The following is an 18502-nucleotide window of genomic DNA, read 5'->3' as shown; positions in this document are numbered from 1 at the left end:
CCGTGCCTTTACCGCTTCAGGGTGGTGAGGTTGGGAATAACCTTTTGACCCGGGTTGAGGAACGCGCCGGCGGTCAGCACCACCCGCTCGCTGCCCGCCAGGCCGCTGGTGATCGCGACGCCCGCGTCGGACACTTCACCCGTGGTCACCGCGCGTCGCTCCGCCTCGTCCTTCGCATTCAGGATATAGACGAAATTGCCCTTGGCGTCGCTCTGGATCGCCGACTGGGGCAGCAGCGGGGCGACCGCGCCGCCCGCAGTGATGCGGGCCGAGGCAAACCACCCGGACGCAGCGCCTTGTCAAAGCTCAGCGCGATGCGTGCGATGCCCTGACGGGTCTGGGGATCGATGATCGGTGACACCTGCCACACTTCGCCGGTGAAGCTTTGCTCCATCCCGACCGGGTTGACCTCGGCGCGCGCGCCGACAGGCACGCGGTGCAAATCCGCCTCGCTCAGCTGGGCACGCAGCTCCATCTGGCCGCCCTGGGCGATGCGAAACAGCGTGCCCGAACCCGAGCTGATGATCTGGCCCGGTTCGACCGCGCGCGTGAGCACGAGCCCGGCCGCCGGCGAACGGATGTCGAGGCGACGGTTGCGCGCCTGGGTTTCCGACAGCTGCGACTGGGCGACGCGGACACGCGCGGCGGCAGCGTCGCGGGTCGCGGTCTTGCGATCGATATCCGCCTTGGACACGAAGCCGCGCGACAAGAGCTGCTGGGCGCGATCCAGTTCCGCCTGGGCGATGCCAAGGTCGGCCTGCGCGACGCGGATGTTCGCCGCCTGCGATTGCGCGGTCTGGCTCTGCACCGACCGATCTACGGTCGCGAGGACCTGACCCGCATTGACCCAATCGCCCGGCTCGACCAGCACGCGGGTCACCATCCCGCCCTCGCCCGCGACGCCGACGGGCATTTCGCGCCGTGCGGCGAGCGAACCGGTGCCCGTGATGACCGAGGTGATCGTGTTACGACCCGGCACCGCAACGGTCACGGTGGGCAGCTGACGCGCCCCGCCCGGCGCGCCCTTGACGGTGCCCGCCGCGCCCGCCTTGGCGGGATCGGCCTTGTCGCCCGCACCGCCCGACGCAAAGGCAAACCACGCGGCCACGATCACGACGAGTGCGATGACCCCCGCGATGATCCACCATTTGCGGCGCGACCGCGTTTCACCCTCACCCGCCAGAGCGAGCCGTTCTTCCCCACCGAACATCCGAGCCTCGTAATTCATGCGCGACCTCTTTTACCCCCCGACGCAACGCCGGCGCGGGTCTTCCCCGTCGCGCTGTATTATCTGAATAAGTCACTTGCCTCAAGGGCAGTTTTACAGTGCGCGCGAAATGCCCGTTTTGGGGAATCGGCGCAAGGGCCGTCGCACGCAAATGGGGGTATTCAGCGACGCGATCATCGGGCAATCTCCCCGGCGCTCCAGCCTGATCGGGGGATGCTGATTGGGGTGAGGGGTCACAACAGGAGGAATACATGCCCGACGGAATTCTCGGTTGGATTCTCATCGGCCTTGTGGCCGGCGTCCTTGGCAAGCTGATCATGCCGGGCAAGGACCCTGGCGGCATCATCGTCACCATCCTGATCGGCATCGCCGGTGCGCTGCTCGCCGGATTTGTCGCGCCATCGATCGGGGTCGATCTGACCAGCACGCTCAACAGCTATATTGCCGCCACTGTGGGCGCGATCGTGCTGCTGGCGCTGTACCGCCTGGTAATGACCCGCCGCGCACGTTGAATTTGGCGCCTGCATTCGGTTTTACTGAAAGCGGTGCCGCCCGCTCCCCCTCCCGGTCACCCGCACGCAATCGTTGATGGGTGGCAAGGGTCGGGGATCGGGCCAGCAGCGCAATGGGCCGTTCAGCCCCCGTTGTTCCGCCCCGCGTCAAGACAGCGGCGGAACATTTTGCTGAAAGGCCCTGAATCCATGATCCGATTGATGACCGTCGCCGCCCTTGCCGCGACGTTTCCGCTCGCCGCTGCGGCGCAGGTCGCCCCGAGCGCGACTGCGGTCGAGGGCACATTGCTCGACGTGGTGGCCGAGGGCCGGGTCAACCGGGTGCCCGATGTCGCGCTGATTCGCGCCGGAGTGGTCAGCCAGGGCGCGACCGCCGCCGAGGCGCTGACCGCCAATGCGCGCCAGATGGCGTCGGTCCTTACCGCGCTGAAGGCAGCGGGAATCGCCGACCGCGATGTCCAGACCGCGACGATCTCGCTCAACCCGCAATATCGCTATGCCGAGAACCAGCCGCCCGCCATCACCGGCTATCAGGCGACCAACAGCGTATCGGTTCGGTTTCGCGACATTGCGCGCAGCGGCACGATCCTCGACGCGCTGGTCAAACAGGGTGCGAACCAGATCGACGGGCCGAACCTGACGATCGATGCCATCGACGCCGCGATGGATGAGGCCAGGGTCGATGCGGTGAAGCGCGCCCGCGCCCGTGCCGAGCTTTATGCCCGCACACTCGGCATGCGGGTCGCCCGCATCGTGGTGGTCAGCGAGGGCAGCGACGGCGATGTCCCCGGCCCGATGCCGCAGATGATGGTCCGCGCCGAAGCCAAGGATTCGACCCAGATCGCACCCGGCGAACAGCAGGTCAGCGCCAACGTCCGGGTCCGCTTTCTGCTGCAGTAACGAAAAGGGGCCGCCCCACTTGGGACGGCCCCTCGTTATCTTTGGTGCACCGCATTCAGCGCAGCAGAATCAAATCGTCAACGCACCGAACCGCGACGGACCAGATTGACGATCGCCAGCAGGATAATCGCGCCAACCAGCGACGACACGAAGGTCATCACGGTGATCACGCTGTTGATCGACCCGCCGAACAACAGGCCACCGATGAACGCGCCGACGATGCCGACGACGATGTTGAGCAGGATGCCCTGCTGCGCGTCGGTACGCATCACCATGCTGGCGAGCCAACCGACCACGCCACCGACAACGAGCCAGACGATAAGTCCCACGAGATCCATGTCTTCCTCCACTGTGACGTCCGCAAGCGGTGCGGACGATGTGGGGCGAAGACGCGCAGGGGCCGAAAATGGTTCCGCCCGCGTTTTGAGGCGCGGGCGGATGGGAGAGTTGGCGATGTGACGCGGGGAAGCCCCCGCTTCTCAATATTTCTGTTGGCGCTCGTACAGCGACTTGTAATGCTGGATGCGCGTGACGCGCAGGCCCGGCATGCCCGACCGGTCGATCGCGCGTTGCCAGCCGGCGAACTCCTCCACCGTCAGGCCATAGCGTTCGCACACTTCGTCGATGCTCAACAGGCCACCATTGACCGCCGCGACGACTTCCGCCTTGCGCCGCACGACCCAGCGGGTCGTTTGGGGCGGCGGCAGCGAATCGAGCGTCAGCGGCTCGCCGAGCGGACCGATCACCTTGGCTGGACGGATCTTCTGGTTCTCAATCATTCTTACCTCGATCAGGGCGGGGGGTCCCCAACTGCATCTGAAGCCCGTCATAACGTCTGCGGATTTCGCTTCGCCTAAACGGCACGGTAAACGGCGCGTTCATTGCCGTTGCCATCGGGTTAGCGTGCGTTCGACCGCCAGGTTGAACGCGCCGTGCGGCGGGGCGAGCAATCCGTGCGCGGGCGTGCGCCGGTCGAGCCGAATCTGCAGCCGTGCAGTCGGGCTCGCCGACTGGCGCACTGCCGCAGTCGCCAGCAGCACCGCGATCGGCGCGACGATGGGCGTCGCCGCCACATCCCGGTCGAATCGGAAGCTCAAATCCACTGGAGCCTGCTGTCATCGGTCGAATCCATTAGACCCCGTTTAGCGACGAAGGCTAAAAGCCCGGTAAATGCAGCGCTTTTGCATCGGCACCGTGAAATCACTATGTGCGCGGCGATGTTCACCGGAGATTTCCAGCTTGCCGGGCCGCTCGAAAAGCGGCGGATCGTCGTTGCCATGTCGGGCGGCGTCGACAGTTCGGTCGTGGCCGCGCTCGCCGCGCGCACCGGCGCGGAGACGATCGGCGTCACGCTTCAGCTCTATGATCATGGCGAAGCGGTCGGACGTGCAGGCAGCTGTTGCGCGGGCCGCGACATCCGCGACGCGCGCGCGGTGTGCGACCGGCTCGGCATCGCGCATTATGTATTCGATCACGAAAGCAGCTTTCGCGAGACCGTGATCGACGATTTCGCCGACACCTATCTTGCCGGCCGCACGCCGATCCCCTGCGTCAAATGCAATATGGGGCCGAAATTCACGGATTTGTTCGCGCTTGCCCGCGATCTGGGCGCCGATTGCCTCGCCACCGGCCATTATGTGCAGCGGGTCGAGGGGCCGGAAGGGCCGGAACTGCACAAGGGCGCCGATCCGGCGCGCGACCAGAGCTACTTCCTGTTCGCGACGACCAGCGCGCAGCTCGACTTCCTGCGCTTTCCTTTGGGCGGCCTGCCCAAGGCCCGGGTGCGCGAAATCGCGGCGGAGATCGGTCTGGGCGTCGCGGACAAGCCCGACAGCCAGGACATCTGCTTCGTCCCCGACGGCGACTATGCATCGCTGGTCAGAAAACTGCGCCCCGAAGCGGATACCGCCGGAGCGATCGTCGATGAGGCGGGCAATAGGCTGGGCGAGCACAAGGGGCTGATCCACTTCACCGTCGGCCAGCGTCGCGGGCTTGAGATCGGCGGCAGCCCAGAGCCGCTCTATGTCCTGCGACTCGACCCGACGACGCGCGATGTGGTGGTGGGTCCGAAGTCGGCGCTCGCGGTCAGCGCCGCGCGGATCGAGGGGCTGAACTGGATCGGCGGCAGCCATAGCGCACCGCTCACCGCGAAGGTGCGGTCGATGGCCCGGCCGGTCCCGGCGCGGCTCGACGGCGACCGGGTGGTGTTCGACGCCCCCGAATATGGCGTCGCCCCGGGTCAGGCGGCGGTGCTCTATTCCGGCGAGCGCGTATTGGGCGGCGGCTGGATCCGCGAGACGGAGCGGGCGGAGATGGTGCCCGCGTAAAGCAAGCGCGACCGGGGCATCGCCCCGGCCGCGCCGCATTCCTGACGCCGGCTTATTCGGGGGTACCGTTGCCCTCGGCCGCCTGCTTTACCTCGCCCTTGCCCATCGCCGAGACGAGCGCGTTGCCGCTGAAGCTGAAATTGTCGGCGGGGATGGTCGCCACCTTGCGTCCCACCGCGACGCCGAGCGATTCGATCTCTCCGCGCGCGTTGCGATTGACGCTGCGCAGCTTGCCGACGACACGGCCGCGCGCATCCTGGATCGGCATGCCGCGATCGAGCGACGGTGCCGCACCGCTATCGATGTCGAGCATGCCTCCGCCCGCGCCGCCAGCCGATCCCGATGCGCCGCCCGAACCGGCAGAGCCGCTTGCCGATCCGCCGCCTGCCAGCGCCCCGGTGACGCCACCGAGATTGCCGGTCGCGCCATGTGCGGCTCCCGCCGCACCGCGCGCGGTGTCGACAGTGCCCCGCGCCCGCTCGCGGGTCCGGCCGACCGCGCCGCGCACATCGTCGGTGCCGATCAGGTCCGCCGATGCACCGCCCGACGCGCTGCCCGATCCACTGCCGCTGCCCGACAGGCCGAAGCTGCGACCGGCGGCGCTGGTCGTGTTATCGACCGCTCCGGCGATACCGCCGCTGGCGCTGCCATTGGCGCTCGCCTTGCCGCTGCGGCGGTCGACCGATTTGTCGACATCGGCCGTTCCCTGGATCGACTTGGTGGTGCGGGTCGTGGTGCGAACCGGTTCGCTGGTCCGCTCACGGACGCGGCCGATGGTGCGGGTGATCGGGCCGTCGCTCGGGCGCGACAGGGTGCCGCCGAGCTGACCGCCGAGGCTGCCGCCCAGCTGGCCGCCGAGGCCACCGCCACCGCCGCCCAGCAACTGCGCCGAAGCGGGCGTCGCGAGCGTGATCGCCGCCATCGCGGCTGCCGAAAGGAACAGGGTCTTCATGGTCGGTCTCCTCTTCAACTTCGCGCCCCTGTCGGGCGCATCCGGGAGGAGAACGGATGGTCTTTCGGCTTTAATCCAAAAAAAATTCAGCGCGGTCGCGTGGCGCAGTCGGCGCAGACCAGTCCGCGTCCGAACGCCTTGTCCGGGCCCTTCCTACCCAGATCGCGCGCTTCGCGGTCGAGCGCGGCGATCGCGCCGTCGATGCCCCGATCGAGATGCGCCGCCAGACGCGCCGCCACGAACGGGGCGGCGAAGGACGTTCCGCGCACCGTGCGGGCGCGACCATCGCGCCCGGCGGCGATCATGTCGGCACCGGGCGCCGCATAATCGAGCTTCGTGGCGCGCCCGGCCTCGATCAATGCGCGCCCGCGACCATCCACGCCGGTGACGGCGATCGTGCCGGGATAGGAGGCGGGATAGGCCGGGCGCGACGCGGGACCGTCATTGCCGACCGCCGCGACGACGACCGTCCCGAGGCGACGCGCCGCCGCGACGATCCGCGCGAGCAGCGGATTGGGCGGTCCGACCAGGCTGACCACCACCACCGGCACCCGTCCGCGCGCCATCCAGGCGATCGCCTGACCGATCGCGGCGGCGTTCCCGCCCGCGGGATCATTGCCATAGACATCGGCGACGTGAAGCCGTGCCCCCCGGCGCACTCGCGCGTACGCCCGCACCGCCGGTAAGCAGCGAGGCGATCGCGACGGCGTGATCGTTGGCCGCCGGTCCGCCCCGCGCAAAGCCCTGTTGGCGGATCAGGCCGGGCGTGTTCGCCGGAACCCCGCCGTCGATGATCCCGATCTGTGGTCCGCGCGAGGCGCTGTTCGCGGCAGCCCGCACAAACGGCGCAACCGCGACCGCCCCGAGCGATCCGCTGGCGAAATGCAGGCCGTCGGCGGTCACCTCGAGCCCCGGCGCCAGCGCCTCTAGCTGGCGCGTCGCGCGCTTGAGGTTCCAGCCGCCGGGCGTCGCGAAGCGCAGATAGGTGAGGTCGAGATCGTCGAGCGCGACGCGTTCGATCAGACGAAACCCCTTCGCCTGCGCAGCGCGAATGACGGCATCGTCACCATCGATCACGATCAGCTCACCCGCGCGGACCGCATTCCCATCGGCATCCAGTGCGACACGGTCGGGATGACGGCGGGCAAGATCGCTGGCGCGCTCCAGCGGAGCTTGCGCCAGCGCGCGCGCGCCGTCGAGCGTGCGATCCACGCGCGGCAATGCGTCGGTGACGCGGTCGACCGTCCCGCCGAGCGGCGGCAGCGGCGGTATCAGTTGCGCGCTCGCGGGTGCGGCGAGCGCCAACAGGCCAATCCCGGCAGCGGCACGGATCAGGGGCCAGGGCATCATCGCCATGTGACTAGACTCGAAAAGTTTCTGCGTCATGCTGGATGAAACGAATGGCGGCATCCGTTTCATCCCCGAACGACCGAAAGGAAGCCAGAGACTTGCGTTTCGAGGAGCAGCTGCTCGACCTGCTACCACGTCTGCGACGGTTCGCGCACGCACTGGCGCGCGACGCCGCCGACGCTGACGATCTGTTGCAGGCATCGGTCGAGCGCGCGCTGCTCCGGCGCGATCAATGGCAGCCTGGGACACGACTGGATAGCTGGATGGCCCGACTGATGCGAAATCTTTGGATCGATACCGTCCGCGCGCAGACCCGGCGCGGCGAGACCTTCGTCCCGCCGGATGCCGGCGAGAGCGTCGGCGTTGGCGCGTCGCAGGAGGCGATGGTCGAGCTCGGCAATGTCGGGCGTGCGATGCGGACGCTGCCGCCCGAACAGCGCGAGGCGGTGGCGCTGGTCGTCGTCGAGGGTTTTGCCTATCGCGAGGCCGCCGAGATCCTCGAGATCCCGATCGGTACCCTGACCTCGCGGCTGGTGCGCGGGCGTGAGGCGCTGATGGCCAAGCTGGGAGAAGCGGCGTGACGATCGATCCCGAAATGCTGATGGCCTATGCCGATGGCGAACTCGACCCGCTCGCCGCAAAGCGCGTCGAGCGCGCGATTGCCGCCGATCCCGCGCTGGCGCAGCAGGTCGAGGCGCATCGCGCACTCATCACGTCGCTGCGCACGGCCTTCGCGCCCGTCGCCGATGCGCCGCCGCCGCACTCGGTCGTGGCGATGCTCGCGGAGTCGGCGCGCGTCGTCCCGCTTGCTCGCCCTTCAACCGCGCGCCGCGAGCGCCCGATCTGGATGGGCGCGGTTGCGGCCAGCCTCGTCGCCGGCCTGTTCGGCGGCGCGCTGCTGATGCCGCGCGGCGGCGAGGCGGGCATCGCGTTCGAACAGGGCCAGGCGATTGCGCGTGGCGACCTTGCCCGCGCGCTCGATACGCAGCTGGCCTCGAGCCAAGCGAGCGACGGGCCGGTGCGGATCGGGGTGAGCTTTCGCGACAAGGGTGGCACGCTGTGCCGCAGTTTCGAGCGCGCCGGTTCCGGCGGCATCGCCTGTGCGGCCGACAAGAACTGGCGGATCGAACGGCTCTATGGCGGGAGCGCGCAGGCGCAGACCGATTATCGCCAAGCCGGATCGGCAAGCGCTGCGATCATGCGCGACGCACAGGAGATGATGGCCGGCGAACCGCTCGACGCCGAGGCCGAGCGCGCGGCGCTGGCGGGGCGCTAGAGTTTGTTTCAGCAAAGCTGAAACGGTTGCAGCACCGGCCCGCTTCCCCACCCGGCCACCCATTTCATACTACCGCTGGGTGGCCGGGTGGGGAAGCGGGCCGGTGCCGCGATTCAGCGGAGCTGAATCCAACTCTAACCCTTCAGCTCATTCGCCTCGCGCAGCGGTTCGCCGGGGCGGTCGACCTGCCCCTCCGGATCGACATGGATCAGGATTTCGGTGCCGGGAAATTCGGATTCGAGCCGCAGTTCCAGCGCCTCGACCACATCATGCGCCTCCGCCACGCTCATCGTGGCAGGAACATGGATGTGGAACTGGGCGAAATCCTGCGATCCGCTGGTGCGGGTGCGCAGGTCGTGCAGGCTTTCGAAGCCGGGGATCGACGCGGCACAGGCGATGAAGGCGCGGCGCTTTTCCTCCGGCCATTCACGGTCCATCAGCTGGCCGATCGCGTCGCTTGCCGCGTGCCATGCGCCCCAGAGGAGCCACAGGGCAATGCCGATGCCGAACACCGGATCCGCGCCGCGCAGGTGCAGCACCGATTCGAGGACCAGAGCGGCGATCACGCCGGCATTGAGGAACAGGTCCGATTGATAGTGCAGCCGGTCGGTGCGGATCGCGATCGATCCGCTCGCGGCGATGGCGCGCGCCTGATAGGCGGTGAGCGCGAGCGTCACGCCGATCGCGATGACCGAGACGATGATTCCCGCCTCCGGATCGGCGGCGACATCGCCGCTCGTCAGCCGCTCGATCGCGCGGACCGCGATGAAGGCGGCGGAGGCGGAGATCAGCACCACCTGAAACAGCGCCGCCAGCGCCTCTGCTTTGCCATGGCCGAAGCGGTGATTGGCGTCGGCGGGCTGCGCTGCAATGCGTACCCCGGCCAAAGTGACCAGCGACGCGATCAGGTCGAGCAGCGAATCCGACAGGCTCGCCAGCATCGCGACCGACCCGGTGGTCCATGCCGCATAGCCCTTGAGCCCGCCCAGCAGCAGCGCCGCGACGACGCTGGCGATTGCGGCGCGGGTCGGCGTGGCGCTCATGGGTAGAGTAATCCTTCGTCCCAATGTTCGCCGTTGCGGACGAATAGGCGGCGCTCGTGCAGCCGATGGGCACGGTCGTTCCAGAACTCGATCCGCTCGGGCGTGACGCGATAGCCGCCCCAATGCGGCGGGCGCGGCACGTCGCCACCTTCGAACCGCGCCTGCATTTCGGCGAAGCGCGCCTCGAACGTCGCGCGGTCGGGCAGCGGGCGTGACTGGTCGCTGGCCCAGGCGCCGAGCTGCGAGTCGCGGCTGCGCGTTGCGAAATAGGCATCGGATTCGGCGTCGGCCACCCGTCCGACCCGCCCCTCGATGCGGATCTGGCGACGCAGCGACTTCCAGTGAAACAGCAATGCCGCGCGCGGGGTCGCGTCCAGCTCGCCCGCCTTGCGACTCTCGCGGTTGGTATAGAAAGTGAAGCCGTCCGGCCCATGCCCCTTGAGCAGCACCATGCGCAGCGAGGGCTGGCCGTCCGCGCCGACCGTCGCGAGCGCCATCGCGTTCGAGTCATTGGGCTCGGTGGTGCGCGCCTCGGCATACCAGACGTCGAACAGGGCGAAGGGATCGGTGATCATGGCGCCTCCATAGCGCTGTGCCGGTCGCAGCGGGAGGGGTAGCGCCAATGCAGCATTGCCCTTTGGCGCGGTGCGCGGCATGGGGAAGGTCAGGGTTTCGACAATTTTTCGAGGGCGCGATGAAGGACAGGCTGGTGACGTTGATCGGCGGCGGCGGGTTCGCCGGGCGTTATATCGCGCAAAGCCTGCTCAAGGCGGGTGCGCGGGTGCGCATCGCCCAGCGCGATCCGCGCAGCGCCTGGTTTTTGAAGCCGCTCGGCGGCTTGGGTCAGACCCAGTTCGTCGCCGCCGATGTGACGCGCCCCGAGACGCTGGCGCGCGCGGTCGCCGGGTCGGACGCGGTGGTCAATCTGGTCGGGGTGTTCGGGAGCCGAATGGACGCGGTCAACGCGGTCGGATCGGACAATGCCGCAAAGGCCGCTGCCCATGCGGGCGTCGCGAGCTTCGTCCAGATTTCGGCGATCGGCGCCGATTCGAACTCGCCCTCCGCCTATGGCCGGTCGAAGGGCGATGGCGAGGCTGCAGTCCGCGCCGCCTTCCCCAATGCCACCATCCTGCGCCCCAGCCTGATGTTCGGGCGCGAGGACCAGTTCGTGAACCGCTTCGCCGCCCTCGCCGCGATGCTGCCGTTCGTGCCGGTGCTCAAGGGCGGGACGAAGATCCAGCCGGTATGGGTCGCCGATGTCGCGCAGGCGGTGACCCGCGCGATCGCCGAACCGACGCGCTATGCCGGCCAGACGATCGAGCTGGGCGGGCCGGACGTGATGAGCTTTACCCAGTTCCACAACTGGCTGCTCGGCGCGATCGGGCGCGACAAGCCGGTGGTCGAGCTGCCTGATGTCGCGGGTGCCGCACTCGCCTCGCTCGGCTTCCTGCCCGGCGCGCCGATCACCTGGGATCAGTGGCTGATGCTCCAGCAGGACAATGTCGCGTCGGGCGAGGGTCTGGCGGCGTTCGACATCGCGCCCACCCCGCTGGGCGCGGTCGCTCCGCACTGGCTGGTCCAGTATCGCAAACATGGCCGGTTCGCCGACGCGCGCCACGCCTGATCGCCATATCCGGCATAGTATAACGGCCGGCGCGCCCGGCAGGGGGAGCGCGCCGTGAGCGACATCGCCATCTACATCATCCTCGGCATTATCGAGGGACTGACCGAATTCCTGCCCGTATCGTCGACCGGACATTTGATCCTCGCAGGCGAGTTGCTCGGCTTTACTGGGGAAAGCTCGGTCGCGTTCAAGATCGCGATCCAGCTCGGCGCGATCCTGGCGGTGCTGGTCGCCTACTGGCGGCGCTTCTGGGGGATTGGCACGGGCCTGTTGCGCGGGGAGCGCGAGGCGATCTGGTTCACGCGCAACATCCTGATCGGCTTCCTCCCGGCGATGCTGATCGGCGCGGTCGCATATGAGGGGATCCGCCAACTGATCCAGTCGCCGATGACCGTCGCGGTCGCGCTGATCGTCGGGGGCATCGCGATCCTGGTCATTGAACGCATGGTCAAGGTGGTGAAGGTCGAGCGGGTCGAGACGATGCCGCTGCCTACCGCAGTCGCGATCGGGCTGGTCCAGTGCATCGCGATGATTCCGGGCGTCAGCCGGTCGGGCGCGACGATCATGGGCGCGCTGCTGATGGGGGTCGAGCGCAAGACGGCGGCAGAGTTCAGCTTCTTCCTCGCGGTGCCGACCATGGCAGGGGCGACCGTTTACTCGCTGTACAAGGATCGTGACCTGCTGAACGCCGACGATCTGGGCGGAATTGCCATCGGGCTGGGCGTATCGTTCATCGTCGCACTGCTGGTGGTGAAGGCGTTCGTGAAGATCGTCGGTCGCTTCGGCTTTGCACCGTTCGCTTGGTACCGAATCGCACTCGGTGCGGCGGCCATGCTGTTCCTTTCCGTTCGGTAGGGCCGGATCGGGTATAAGTTTGAAATGAAATTGCGCAACATTGAAACGATCGCGATTGTTACGATTTAGTATGACAGTATAACTGCCCTATTTCGCCATTTCCCCTCGACTCCGCAACAAAATGCTGTCATCCGCGCCGCATGGGCAAGGATGTGATGCTTCAATTCGTCGATCGTGCGCAGGCGTTTCCGCCCAAGCGCAATCCGGAACTGCGCGCGCAGGATTTTCGCGAGATTGCGGAGCGCTACGCGCCGCCGAGCGCCGAGGAGCAGGCCGGGCGCTGCTCGCAATGCGGCGTGCCTTACTGCACGGTGCATTGTCCGCTGCACAACCACATCCCCGACTGGCTGCGCCTGACCGCCGAAGGGCGGCTGCGCGAAGCCTATGAGCTGTCGAACAGCACCTCGACCATGCCGGAGATTTGCGGCCGCATCTGTCCGCAGGACCGGCTGTGCGAGGGCAATTGCGTCATCGAGTCCTCGGGCCACGGTACGGTCACGATCGGATCGGTCGAAAAGTTCATCACCGACACAGCGTGGGAAGAAGGCTGGGTCGAGCCGCTGCAACCCGGCCCGGCGCGCGGCCAGTCGGTCGGCGTGATCGGCGCGGGTCCAGCGGGTCTAACCGCCGCCGAATATCTCCGCGTGCTCGGCTATGACGTCCATGTCTATGATCGCCACGACCGCGCGGGCGGGCTGCTGACCTATGGCATCCCCGGCTTCAAGCTGGAGAAGCATGTCGTCACGCGCCGCACCGACCGGCTGGCGGCGGGCGGGATCGTCTTCCACCTGAGCTTCGATGTCGGCAAGGACGCAACGCTGGAGCAGCTGCGCCAGAAGCACGACGCGATCCTGATCGCGACCGGCGTGTACAAGCCGCGCGCAATCAAGGCGCCCGGCGTCGGCGCGAACGGCGTAGTCGACGCACTCGATTACCTGATCGCGTCGACCCGCAAGAGCTTTGGCGACAGCGTCCCGGCGTTCGAGGATGGCAGCCTCAATGCGGCGGGCAAGCATGTCGTCGTGATCGGCGGCGGCGACACCGCGATGGATTGCGTCCGCACCGCGATCCGCCAGGGGGCGGCATCGGTGAAGTGCCTGTATCGCCGCGACCGCGCCAACATGCCGGGCAGCCAGCGCGAAACCGCCAATGCCGAGGAAGAAGGCGTCGAGTTCGTCTGGCTCTCCGCCCCCGAGGCGTTCGACGGCGTCGATCAGGTGACGGCAGTGAAGGCTGTAGGTATGCGCCTTGGCGCCCCCGATGCCAGCGGTCGCCGCGCCCCCGAACCCGATCCCGACGCCAAGTTCGACGTCCCCGCCGATCTGGTGATTAAGGCGCTGGGCTTCGACCCCGAAGACCTGCCGGTGCTGTTCGACGCGCCCGAACTGGGCGTCACCCGCTGGGGCACCGTCCGCACCGATGCGCGCACGATGATGAGCAACCTCGACGGGGTGTTCGCCGCGGGCGACATCGTCAAGGGCGCGAGCCTGGTTGTCCAGGCGATCCGCGACGGGCGCGATGTCAGCGAGCGGATGCATGCGTGGTTGAAGGGACAGAAGGTCGCCGGCGCGGCCCGGAACAAGATGGAAGCAGCATGACCACCGAAACCCAGCGCGAACGCCTCGCCCGCGAGGGCATGTACCGCCCCGAGTTCGAGGGCGATGCCTGTGGCGTGGGCATGGTCGCGGCGATCGACGGACAGCCGTCGCGCCGCGTGGTGCAGGGTGCGATCGATGCCTTGAAGGCGGTGTGGCATCGCGGCGCGGTCGATGCCGATGGCAAGACCGGCGATGGCGCCGGGCTGCATGTCGATCTGCCGCTGCGCTTCTTTGACGATGCGGTGCTCGCCAGCGGGCATCGCGTGCTGCCCAACCGGCTTGCGGTCGGCATGATCTTCATGCCGCGCGTCGACCTGGGCGCGCAGGAGGCGTGCCGCACGATCGTCGAAAGCGTGCTGATCGACGCGGGCTACACCATCTATGGCTGGCGGCAGGTGCCGGTCGATGTCTCGGTCATCGGGCAAAAGGCGCAGGCGACCCGGCCGGAGATCGAGCAGATCATGATCGCCGGGCCGATGCCCGACGAACAGAGCGAGGCAGAGTTCGAGAAGAACCTCTACCTCGTTCGCCGTCGCATCGAAAAGCGGATCATCGCGGCGCAGATCAGCGGCTTCTACATCTGTAGCCTGTCGTGCCGCTCGATCATCTACAAGGGGCTGTTCCTCGCCGAGTCGCTGTCGGAATTCTATCCCGACCTGCGCGACGAACGCTTCGTTTCCCGCGTCGCGATCTTCCATCAGCGCTATTCGACCAACACCTTCCCGCAATGGTGGCTGGCCCAGCCGTTCCGCTGCCTCGCGCATAATGGCGAGATCAACACGATCCGCGGCAACAAGAACTGGATGCTCAGCCACGAGATCAAGATGGCGGCGACCGCGTTCGGCGAGCATTCGGAGGACATCAAGCCGGTGATCCCGGCGGGTGCGTCCGATACCGCCGCGCTTGACGCGGTGTTCGAGGCGATCTGTCGCTCCGGCCGCGACGCGCCGACCGCCAAGCTGATGCTGGTTCCCGAAGCGTGGCAGGCGATCGATGCGATGCCCGACAAGCATCTCGCGATGTACAAGTACCTCGCCAGCGTGATGGAGCCGTGGGACGGCCCCGCCGCGCTCGCGATGACCGATGGTCGCTGGGCCGTGGCGGGCGTCGACCGCAACGCGCTGCGCCCGCTGCGCTACACCCGCACGTCCGACGGGCTGCTGGTCGTGGGGTCCGAAACCGGGATGGTTCAGCTGGCCGAGGCGACCGTGGTCGCCAAGGGGCGGCTGGGGCCGGGCCAGATGATCGCGGTCGATCTCGAGGAAGGGCGTTTCTACACCGATGGCGAGGTCAAGGACCGCATCGCCGGGGAATATGATTACGCGTCGATGATCGGCGAGTTCATGGGGCTCGACGATCTGCCCGATGCGGCGGATGCGACCCCTGCATGGACCCGCGCCGAGCTGACGCGTCGCCAGGTGGCGGCGGGGCAGACGCTGGAGGATATGGAGCTGATCCTGTCGCCGATGGTGACCGACGCCAAGGAGGCGGTCGGGTCGATGGGCGACGATACGCCGCTTGCGGTGATCAGCGACAAGCCGCGCCTGATCAGCCAGTTCTTCCGCCAGAATTTCAGCCAGGTGACCAACCCGCCGATCGATTCCTTGCGCGAACGTCATGTGATGTCGCTCAAGACGCGGTTCGGCAATCTCGCCAACATCCTGGACACGGCGCAGACCGCGAACAAGGTGCTGGTGCTCGAAAGCCCGGTGCTGACCAATGGCGACTGGGCGCGGCTCAAGGGCTATTTCGGCAGCCAGGCGGCGGAGATCGACTATAGCTTCCCCGCCGGTGGCGGGCCGGAGACGCTCCGCGCCGCCATTGCCGATATCCGGCTTCAGGCCGAACAGGCGGTCCGCGCGGGCAAGACCGAGATTTTCCTGACGGATGAGGCCGTCGGCCCGGACCGCATCGCCATCGCCGGCGTGCTGGCGGCGGCGGCGGTGCACACGCATCTCGTGCGCAAGGGGCTGCGCAGCTATGCCAGCGTCAACATCCGCACCGCCGAATGCCTCGACACGCATTATTATGCGGTGCTGATCGGCGTCGGCGCGACCACGGTGAACGCCTATCTGGCTGAAGCCGCGATCGCCGATCGCCATGCGCGCGGCCTGTTCGGCGATATGACGTTCGAGCAGTGCCTGACGAACCACCGCAAGGCGATCGACGAAGGCCTGCTCAAGATCATCTCGAAGATGGGGATCGCGGTGATCTCCAGCTATCGCGGTGGTTATAATTTCGAGGCGGTCGGGCTCAGCCGCGCGCTGGTCAACGACTTCTTCCCCGGCATGCCCGCGAAGATCTCGGGCGAGGGCTATGCCTCGCTGCATCTGAACGCCCAGATGCGCCACGATGCCGCCTATGACAGCGCGGTCGCGACGCTGCCGATCGGCGGCTTCTATCGTCAGCGGCATGGCGGCGAGACGCATGCGTACTCGGCGCAGCTGATGCACACGCTGCAGACCGCGGTGTCGACCGACAGCTATTCGACCTATCTGCAATTCTCGCGCGGGGTGCGCGATCTGCCGCCGGTCTATCTGCGCGATCTGCTGGAGTTCAACTTCCCGACCGAAGGCGTTGCGATCGACCAGGTCGAGGCGATCACCGAGATCCGCAAGCGCTTCGTGACCCCGGGCATGTCATTGGGCGCGCTGTCGCCTGAGGCGCACGAGACGCTGGCGATCGCGATGAACCGCATCGGCGCAAAGGCGGTTTCGGGCGAGGGCGGCGAGGATTCGATCCGCTACAAGCCCTATGCCAATGGCGACAACGCCAACAGCTCGATCAAGCAGATCGCGAGCGGCCGATTCGGCGTTACCGCCGAATATCTCGGCGCGTGCGAGGAAGTGGAGATCAAGGTCGCACAGGGCGCCAAGCCCGGCGAGGGCGGGCAGCTGCCCGGGTTCAAGGTGACCGAGTTTATCGCCCGGCTGCGCCATTCGACGCCGGGCGTGACGCTGATCTCGCCGCCGCCGCACCACGACATCTATTCGATCGAGGACCTGGCGCAGCTCATCTACGATCTCAAGCAGATCAACCCGCGCGCGCGGGTGTGCGTCAAGCTGGTCAGCAGTGCGGGCATCGGCACCGTCGCGGCGGGCGTGGCGAAGGCGCATGCCGACGTGATCCTGGTCGCCGGCCATGTCGGCGGCACCGGCGCGTCGCCGCAGACTTCGGTGAAATATGCCGGGACGCCGTGGGAAATGGGGCTGTCCGAGGTCAACCAGACGCTGACCCTCAACGGCCTGCGCGGCCGCGTGAAGCTGCGCACCGATGGCGGCCTCAAGACCGGGCGCGACATCGTCATCGCCGCGATCCTGGGCGCCGAGGAATATGGCATTGGCACGCTCAGCCTCGTCGCGATGGGCTGCATCATGGTGCGCCAGTGCCACAGCAACACCTGCCCGGTCGGCGTGTGCACGCAGGACGAGCGATTGCGCCAGAAGTTCACCGGATCGCCGGAAAAGGTCATCAACCTGATGACCTTCATCGCCGAGGAAGTGCGCGAGATTCTCGCCAAGCTCGGCTGCAAGAGCCTCGACGAGGTGATCGGCCGCACCGAATTGCTCCGTCAGGTCAGCCGTGGTGCCGAGCATCTCGACGATCTCGACCTCAACCCGATCCTCGCCAAGGTCGACGCGGACGAGAGCGAGCGGCGCTTCAGCCTGTCGACCTGGCGCAATGCGGTGCCCGACAGCCTCGACGCACAGATCATCGCCGACGCCCGCGCGGTGTTCGAACGGGGCGAGAAGATGCAGCTCGCCTACAATGTCCGCAACACCCACCGCGCCGTCGGCACGCGGCTGTCGAGCGAGATCACCAAGGCGTTCGGCATGTCGAAGCTCAACGACGGTCACGTCCAGATCCGCCTGCGCGGATCGGCCGGCCAGTCGCTCGGCGCGTTCCTGTGCAAGGGCGTGACGCTCGAAGTGTTCGGCGACGCCAACGACTATGTCGGCAAGGGCCTGTCGGGCGGCACCATCGTCGTGCGCCCGCTGGTCAGCTCGCCGCTGGCCAGCCAGGACAATACGATCATCGGCAACACCGTGCTCTACGGTGCGACCTCAGGCCGGCTGTTCGCCGCGGGTCAGGCGGGCGAGCGCTTCGCCGTGCGCAATTCGGGCGCGCAGGTGGTGGTCGAGGGCTGCGGTGCCAATGGCTGCGAGTACATGACCGGCGGCGTCGCGGTGGTGCTGGGTGAGGTCGGCGCGAATTTCGGCGCGGGCATGACCGGCGGCATGGCGTTCATCTATGACGAAAGCGGCAGTTTCGACGCGCGCGCCAATGGCGAGAGCATCGTGTGGCAACGCCTGACCTCGCTGCATTGGGAGGCGGTGCTCAAGAACCTGGTCGCCGACCATGCCGAGGCGACCGACAGCAAATGGTCGCGCGGTCTGCTCGAGGATTGGGACCGGGTGCGCGGCCATTTCTGGCAGGTGGTACCGAAGGAAATGCTGACGCGGCTGGCGCATCCGCTGGATGACAGCGTGGAGATGGTCGCGGCGGAGTAGCGCTCGTGTTCCATGCTGATCGCCGAGAGATAGGCGCTGCGGTCGCAGTTGGCGGGATGCTGTGCCTGATCGCGGGGATGGCGTGGTGGCCGCAGCCAAGCCAGCAGGAGCCGCTACGCGCCACGGCAACCTTTGTGTCTGCGCGACCTTTCGTCGATGCCAACAAATACAGGAAGGCGATTGCTCGCCTGGCTATCTCGGTACGGCTGAACGATGGCAGCACCCTTGTGGTCAACCCAGCCGCTGAATGTGTCCCGACCTATCGCAAGGGGGGACCGGCGGGAATTGATGGGCATTCACGCCAATGGCGGTCGCATTGAATGGAA

Annotated in this window: 18 protein-coding genes and 1 pseudogene; 10 read left to right on the top strand and 9 right to left on the bottom strand. The window is 67.3% G+C overall.

Annotation, left to right across the window (positions count from 1 at the left end):
* Positions 1-8 precede the first annotated feature (8 nt).
* Positions 9-1228 (bottom strand): annotated as a pseudogene (locus LRS12_RS08000) (efflux RND transporter periplasmic adaptor subunit).
* Positions 1229-1479: 251 nt separating this feature from the next.
* On the opposite strand from LRS12_RS08000, the gene LRS12_RS07995 reads away from it, so the two are divergent.
* A complete protein-coding gene (locus LRS12_RS07995) occupies positions 1480-1740 on the top strand; it encodes a GlsB/YeaQ/YmgE family stress response membrane protein (protein WP_257844101.1) in 261 nt (86 codons plus the stop codon).
* 189 nt (positions 1741-1929) lie between these two features.
* The gene (locus LRS12_RS07990) at positions 1930-2640 is read left to right on the top strand and encodes an SIMPL domain-containing protein (protein ID WP_257844099.1); all 711 of its coding nucleotides are present in this window, start codon (positions 1930-1932) and stop codon (positions 2638-2640) included.
* A gap of 77 nt (positions 2641-2717) precedes the next feature.
* Here the strand turns inward: LRS12_RS07990 and LRS12_RS07985 are convergent, their stop codons facing one another.
* The 3 genes from LRS12_RS07985 to LRS12_RS07975 form a co-directional block, all read right to left on the bottom strand.
* Positions 2718-2969: a GlsB/YeaQ/YmgE family stress response membrane protein gene (locus LRS12_RS07985; protein WP_257845466.1), complete on the bottom strand. Its 252-nt coding sequence runs from the start codon at positions 2967-2969 to the stop codon at positions 2718-2720.
* A gap of 150 nt (positions 2970-3119) precedes the next feature.
* Positions 3120-3419: a DUF1153 domain-containing protein gene (locus tag LRS12_RS07980; protein ID WP_257844098.1), complete on the bottom strand. Its 300-nt coding sequence runs from the start codon at positions 3417-3419 to the stop codon at positions 3120-3122.
* 99 nt (positions 3420-3518) lie between these two features.
* Entirely contained in the window at positions 3519-3713 is a 195-nt protein-coding gene (locus tag LRS12_RS07975; protein ID WP_257844097.1) for a hypothetical protein, read from the bottom strand.
* 144 nt (positions 3714-3857) lie between these two features.
* Here LRS12_RS07975 and mnmA point away from each other — a divergent pair, with 144 nt between their 5' ends.
* The gene (mnmA, locus tag LRS12_RS07970) at positions 3858-4967 is read left to right on the top strand and encodes a tRNA 2-thiouridine(34) synthase MnmA (RefSeq protein WP_257845465.1); all 1110 of its coding nucleotides are present in this window, start codon (positions 3858-3860) and stop codon (positions 4965-4967) included.
* Between the two features lie 52 nt (positions 4968-5019).
* On the opposite strand, the gene LRS12_RS07965 is transcribed toward mnmA, so the two are convergent.
* The 3 genes from LRS12_RS07965 to LRS12_RS07955 form a co-directional block, all read right to left on the bottom strand.
* Positions 5020-5919 carry a hypothetical protein gene (locus tag LRS12_RS07965; protein ID WP_257844096.1) on the bottom strand — a complete coding sequence of 300 codons (900 nt, stop codon included), beginning with the start codon at positions 5917-5919 and terminating at the stop codon, positions 5020-5022.
* A gap of 86 nt (positions 5920-6005) precedes the next feature.
* Positions 6006-6578, bottom strand: coding sequence for a S8 family serine peptidase (locus LRS12_RS07960; protein WP_257844095.1), 573 nt, complete (start codon positions 6576-6578; stop codon positions 6006-6008).
* Positions 6532-7269 carry a hypothetical protein gene (locus LRS12_RS07955; RefSeq protein ID WP_257844094.1) on the bottom strand — a complete coding sequence of 246 codons (738 nt, stop codon included), beginning with the start codon at positions 7267-7269 and terminating at the stop codon, positions 6532-6534. The genes LRS12_RS07960 and LRS12_RS07955 overlap by 47 nt, the downstream gene beginning before the upstream one ends.
* A gap of 98 nt (positions 7270-7367) precedes the next feature.
* Here LRS12_RS07955 and LRS12_RS07950 point away from each other — a divergent pair, with 98 nt between their 5' ends.
* Together LRS12_RS07950 and LRS12_RS07945 are read left to right on the top strand one after the other, a co-directional pair.
* The gene (locus LRS12_RS07950) at positions 7368-7850 is read left to right on the top strand and encodes an RNA polymerase sigma factor (RefSeq protein WP_257844093.1); all 483 of its coding nucleotides are present in this window, start codon (positions 7368-7370) and stop codon (positions 7848-7850) included.
* The gene (locus tag LRS12_RS07945; RefSeq protein WP_257844092.1) at positions 7847-8545 is read left to right on the top strand and encodes an anti-sigma factor; all 699 of its coding nucleotides are present in this window, start codon (positions 7847-7849) and stop codon (positions 8543-8545) included. Before LRS12_RS07950 ends, LRS12_RS07945 begins: the two co-directional genes overlap by 4 nt.
* Before the next feature lie 134 nt (positions 8546-8679).
* Here the strand turns inward: LRS12_RS07945 and LRS12_RS07940 are convergent, their stop codons facing one another.
* Both LRS12_RS07940 and pdxH read right to left on the bottom strand, forming a co-directional pair.
* Positions 8680-9588, bottom strand: a complete 909-nt coding sequence (locus LRS12_RS07940) for a cation diffusion facilitator family transporter (RefSeq protein WP_257844091.1) — start codon at positions 9586-9588, stop codon at positions 8680-8682.
* A complete protein-coding gene (gene pdxH / locus LRS12_RS07935) occupies positions 9585-10163 on the bottom strand; it encodes a pyridoxamine 5'-phosphate oxidase (protein ID WP_257844090.1) in 579 nt (192 codons plus the stop codon). Before pdxH ends, LRS12_RS07940 begins: the two co-directional genes overlap by 4 nt.
* Before the next feature lie 119 nt (positions 10164-10282).
* Here pdxH and LRS12_RS07930 point away from each other — a divergent pair, with 119 nt between their 5' ends.
* From LRS12_RS07930 to LRS12_RS07910, 5 genes are all read left to right on the top strand, one after another.
* A complete protein-coding gene (locus tag LRS12_RS07930) occupies positions 10283-11212 on the top strand; it encodes a complex I NDUFA9 subunit family protein (protein ID WP_257844089.1) in 930 nt (309 codons plus the stop codon).
* A 54-nt stretch (positions 11213-11266) separates the two neighbouring features.
* Entirely contained in the window at positions 11267-12067 is an 801-nt protein-coding gene (locus LRS12_RS07925) for an undecaprenyl-diphosphate phosphatase (protein WP_257844088.1), read from the top strand.
* A gap of 140 nt (positions 12068-12207) precedes the next feature.
* Positions 12208-13665, top strand: a complete 1458-nt coding sequence (locus LRS12_RS07920) for an NAD(P)-dependent oxidoreductase (protein ID WP_257844087.1) — start codon at positions 12208-12210, stop codon at positions 13663-13665.
* Complete coding sequence (gene gltB, locus LRS12_RS07915; RefSeq protein ID WP_257844086.1) at positions 13662-18176, top strand: glutamate synthase large subunit; 4515 nt, start codon at positions 13662-13664, stop codon at positions 18174-18176. The genes LRS12_RS07920 and gltB overlap by 4 nt, the downstream gene beginning before the upstream one ends.
* 56 nt (positions 18177-18232) lie before the next feature.
* Positions 18233-18496, top strand: coding sequence for a hypothetical protein (locus tag LRS12_RS07910; RefSeq protein WP_257844085.1), 264 nt, complete (start codon positions 18233-18235; stop codon positions 18494-18496).
* Positions 18497-18502 lie beyond the last annotated feature (6 nt).

The sequence above is a fragment of the Sphingomonas sp. J344 genome (assembly GCF_024700005.1).
Classification (GTDB): Bacteria; Pseudomonadota; Alphaproteobacteria; order Sphingomonadales; family Sphingomonadaceae; genus Sphingomonas.
This window is presented reverse-complemented; position numbering and strand designations above follow the sequence as displayed.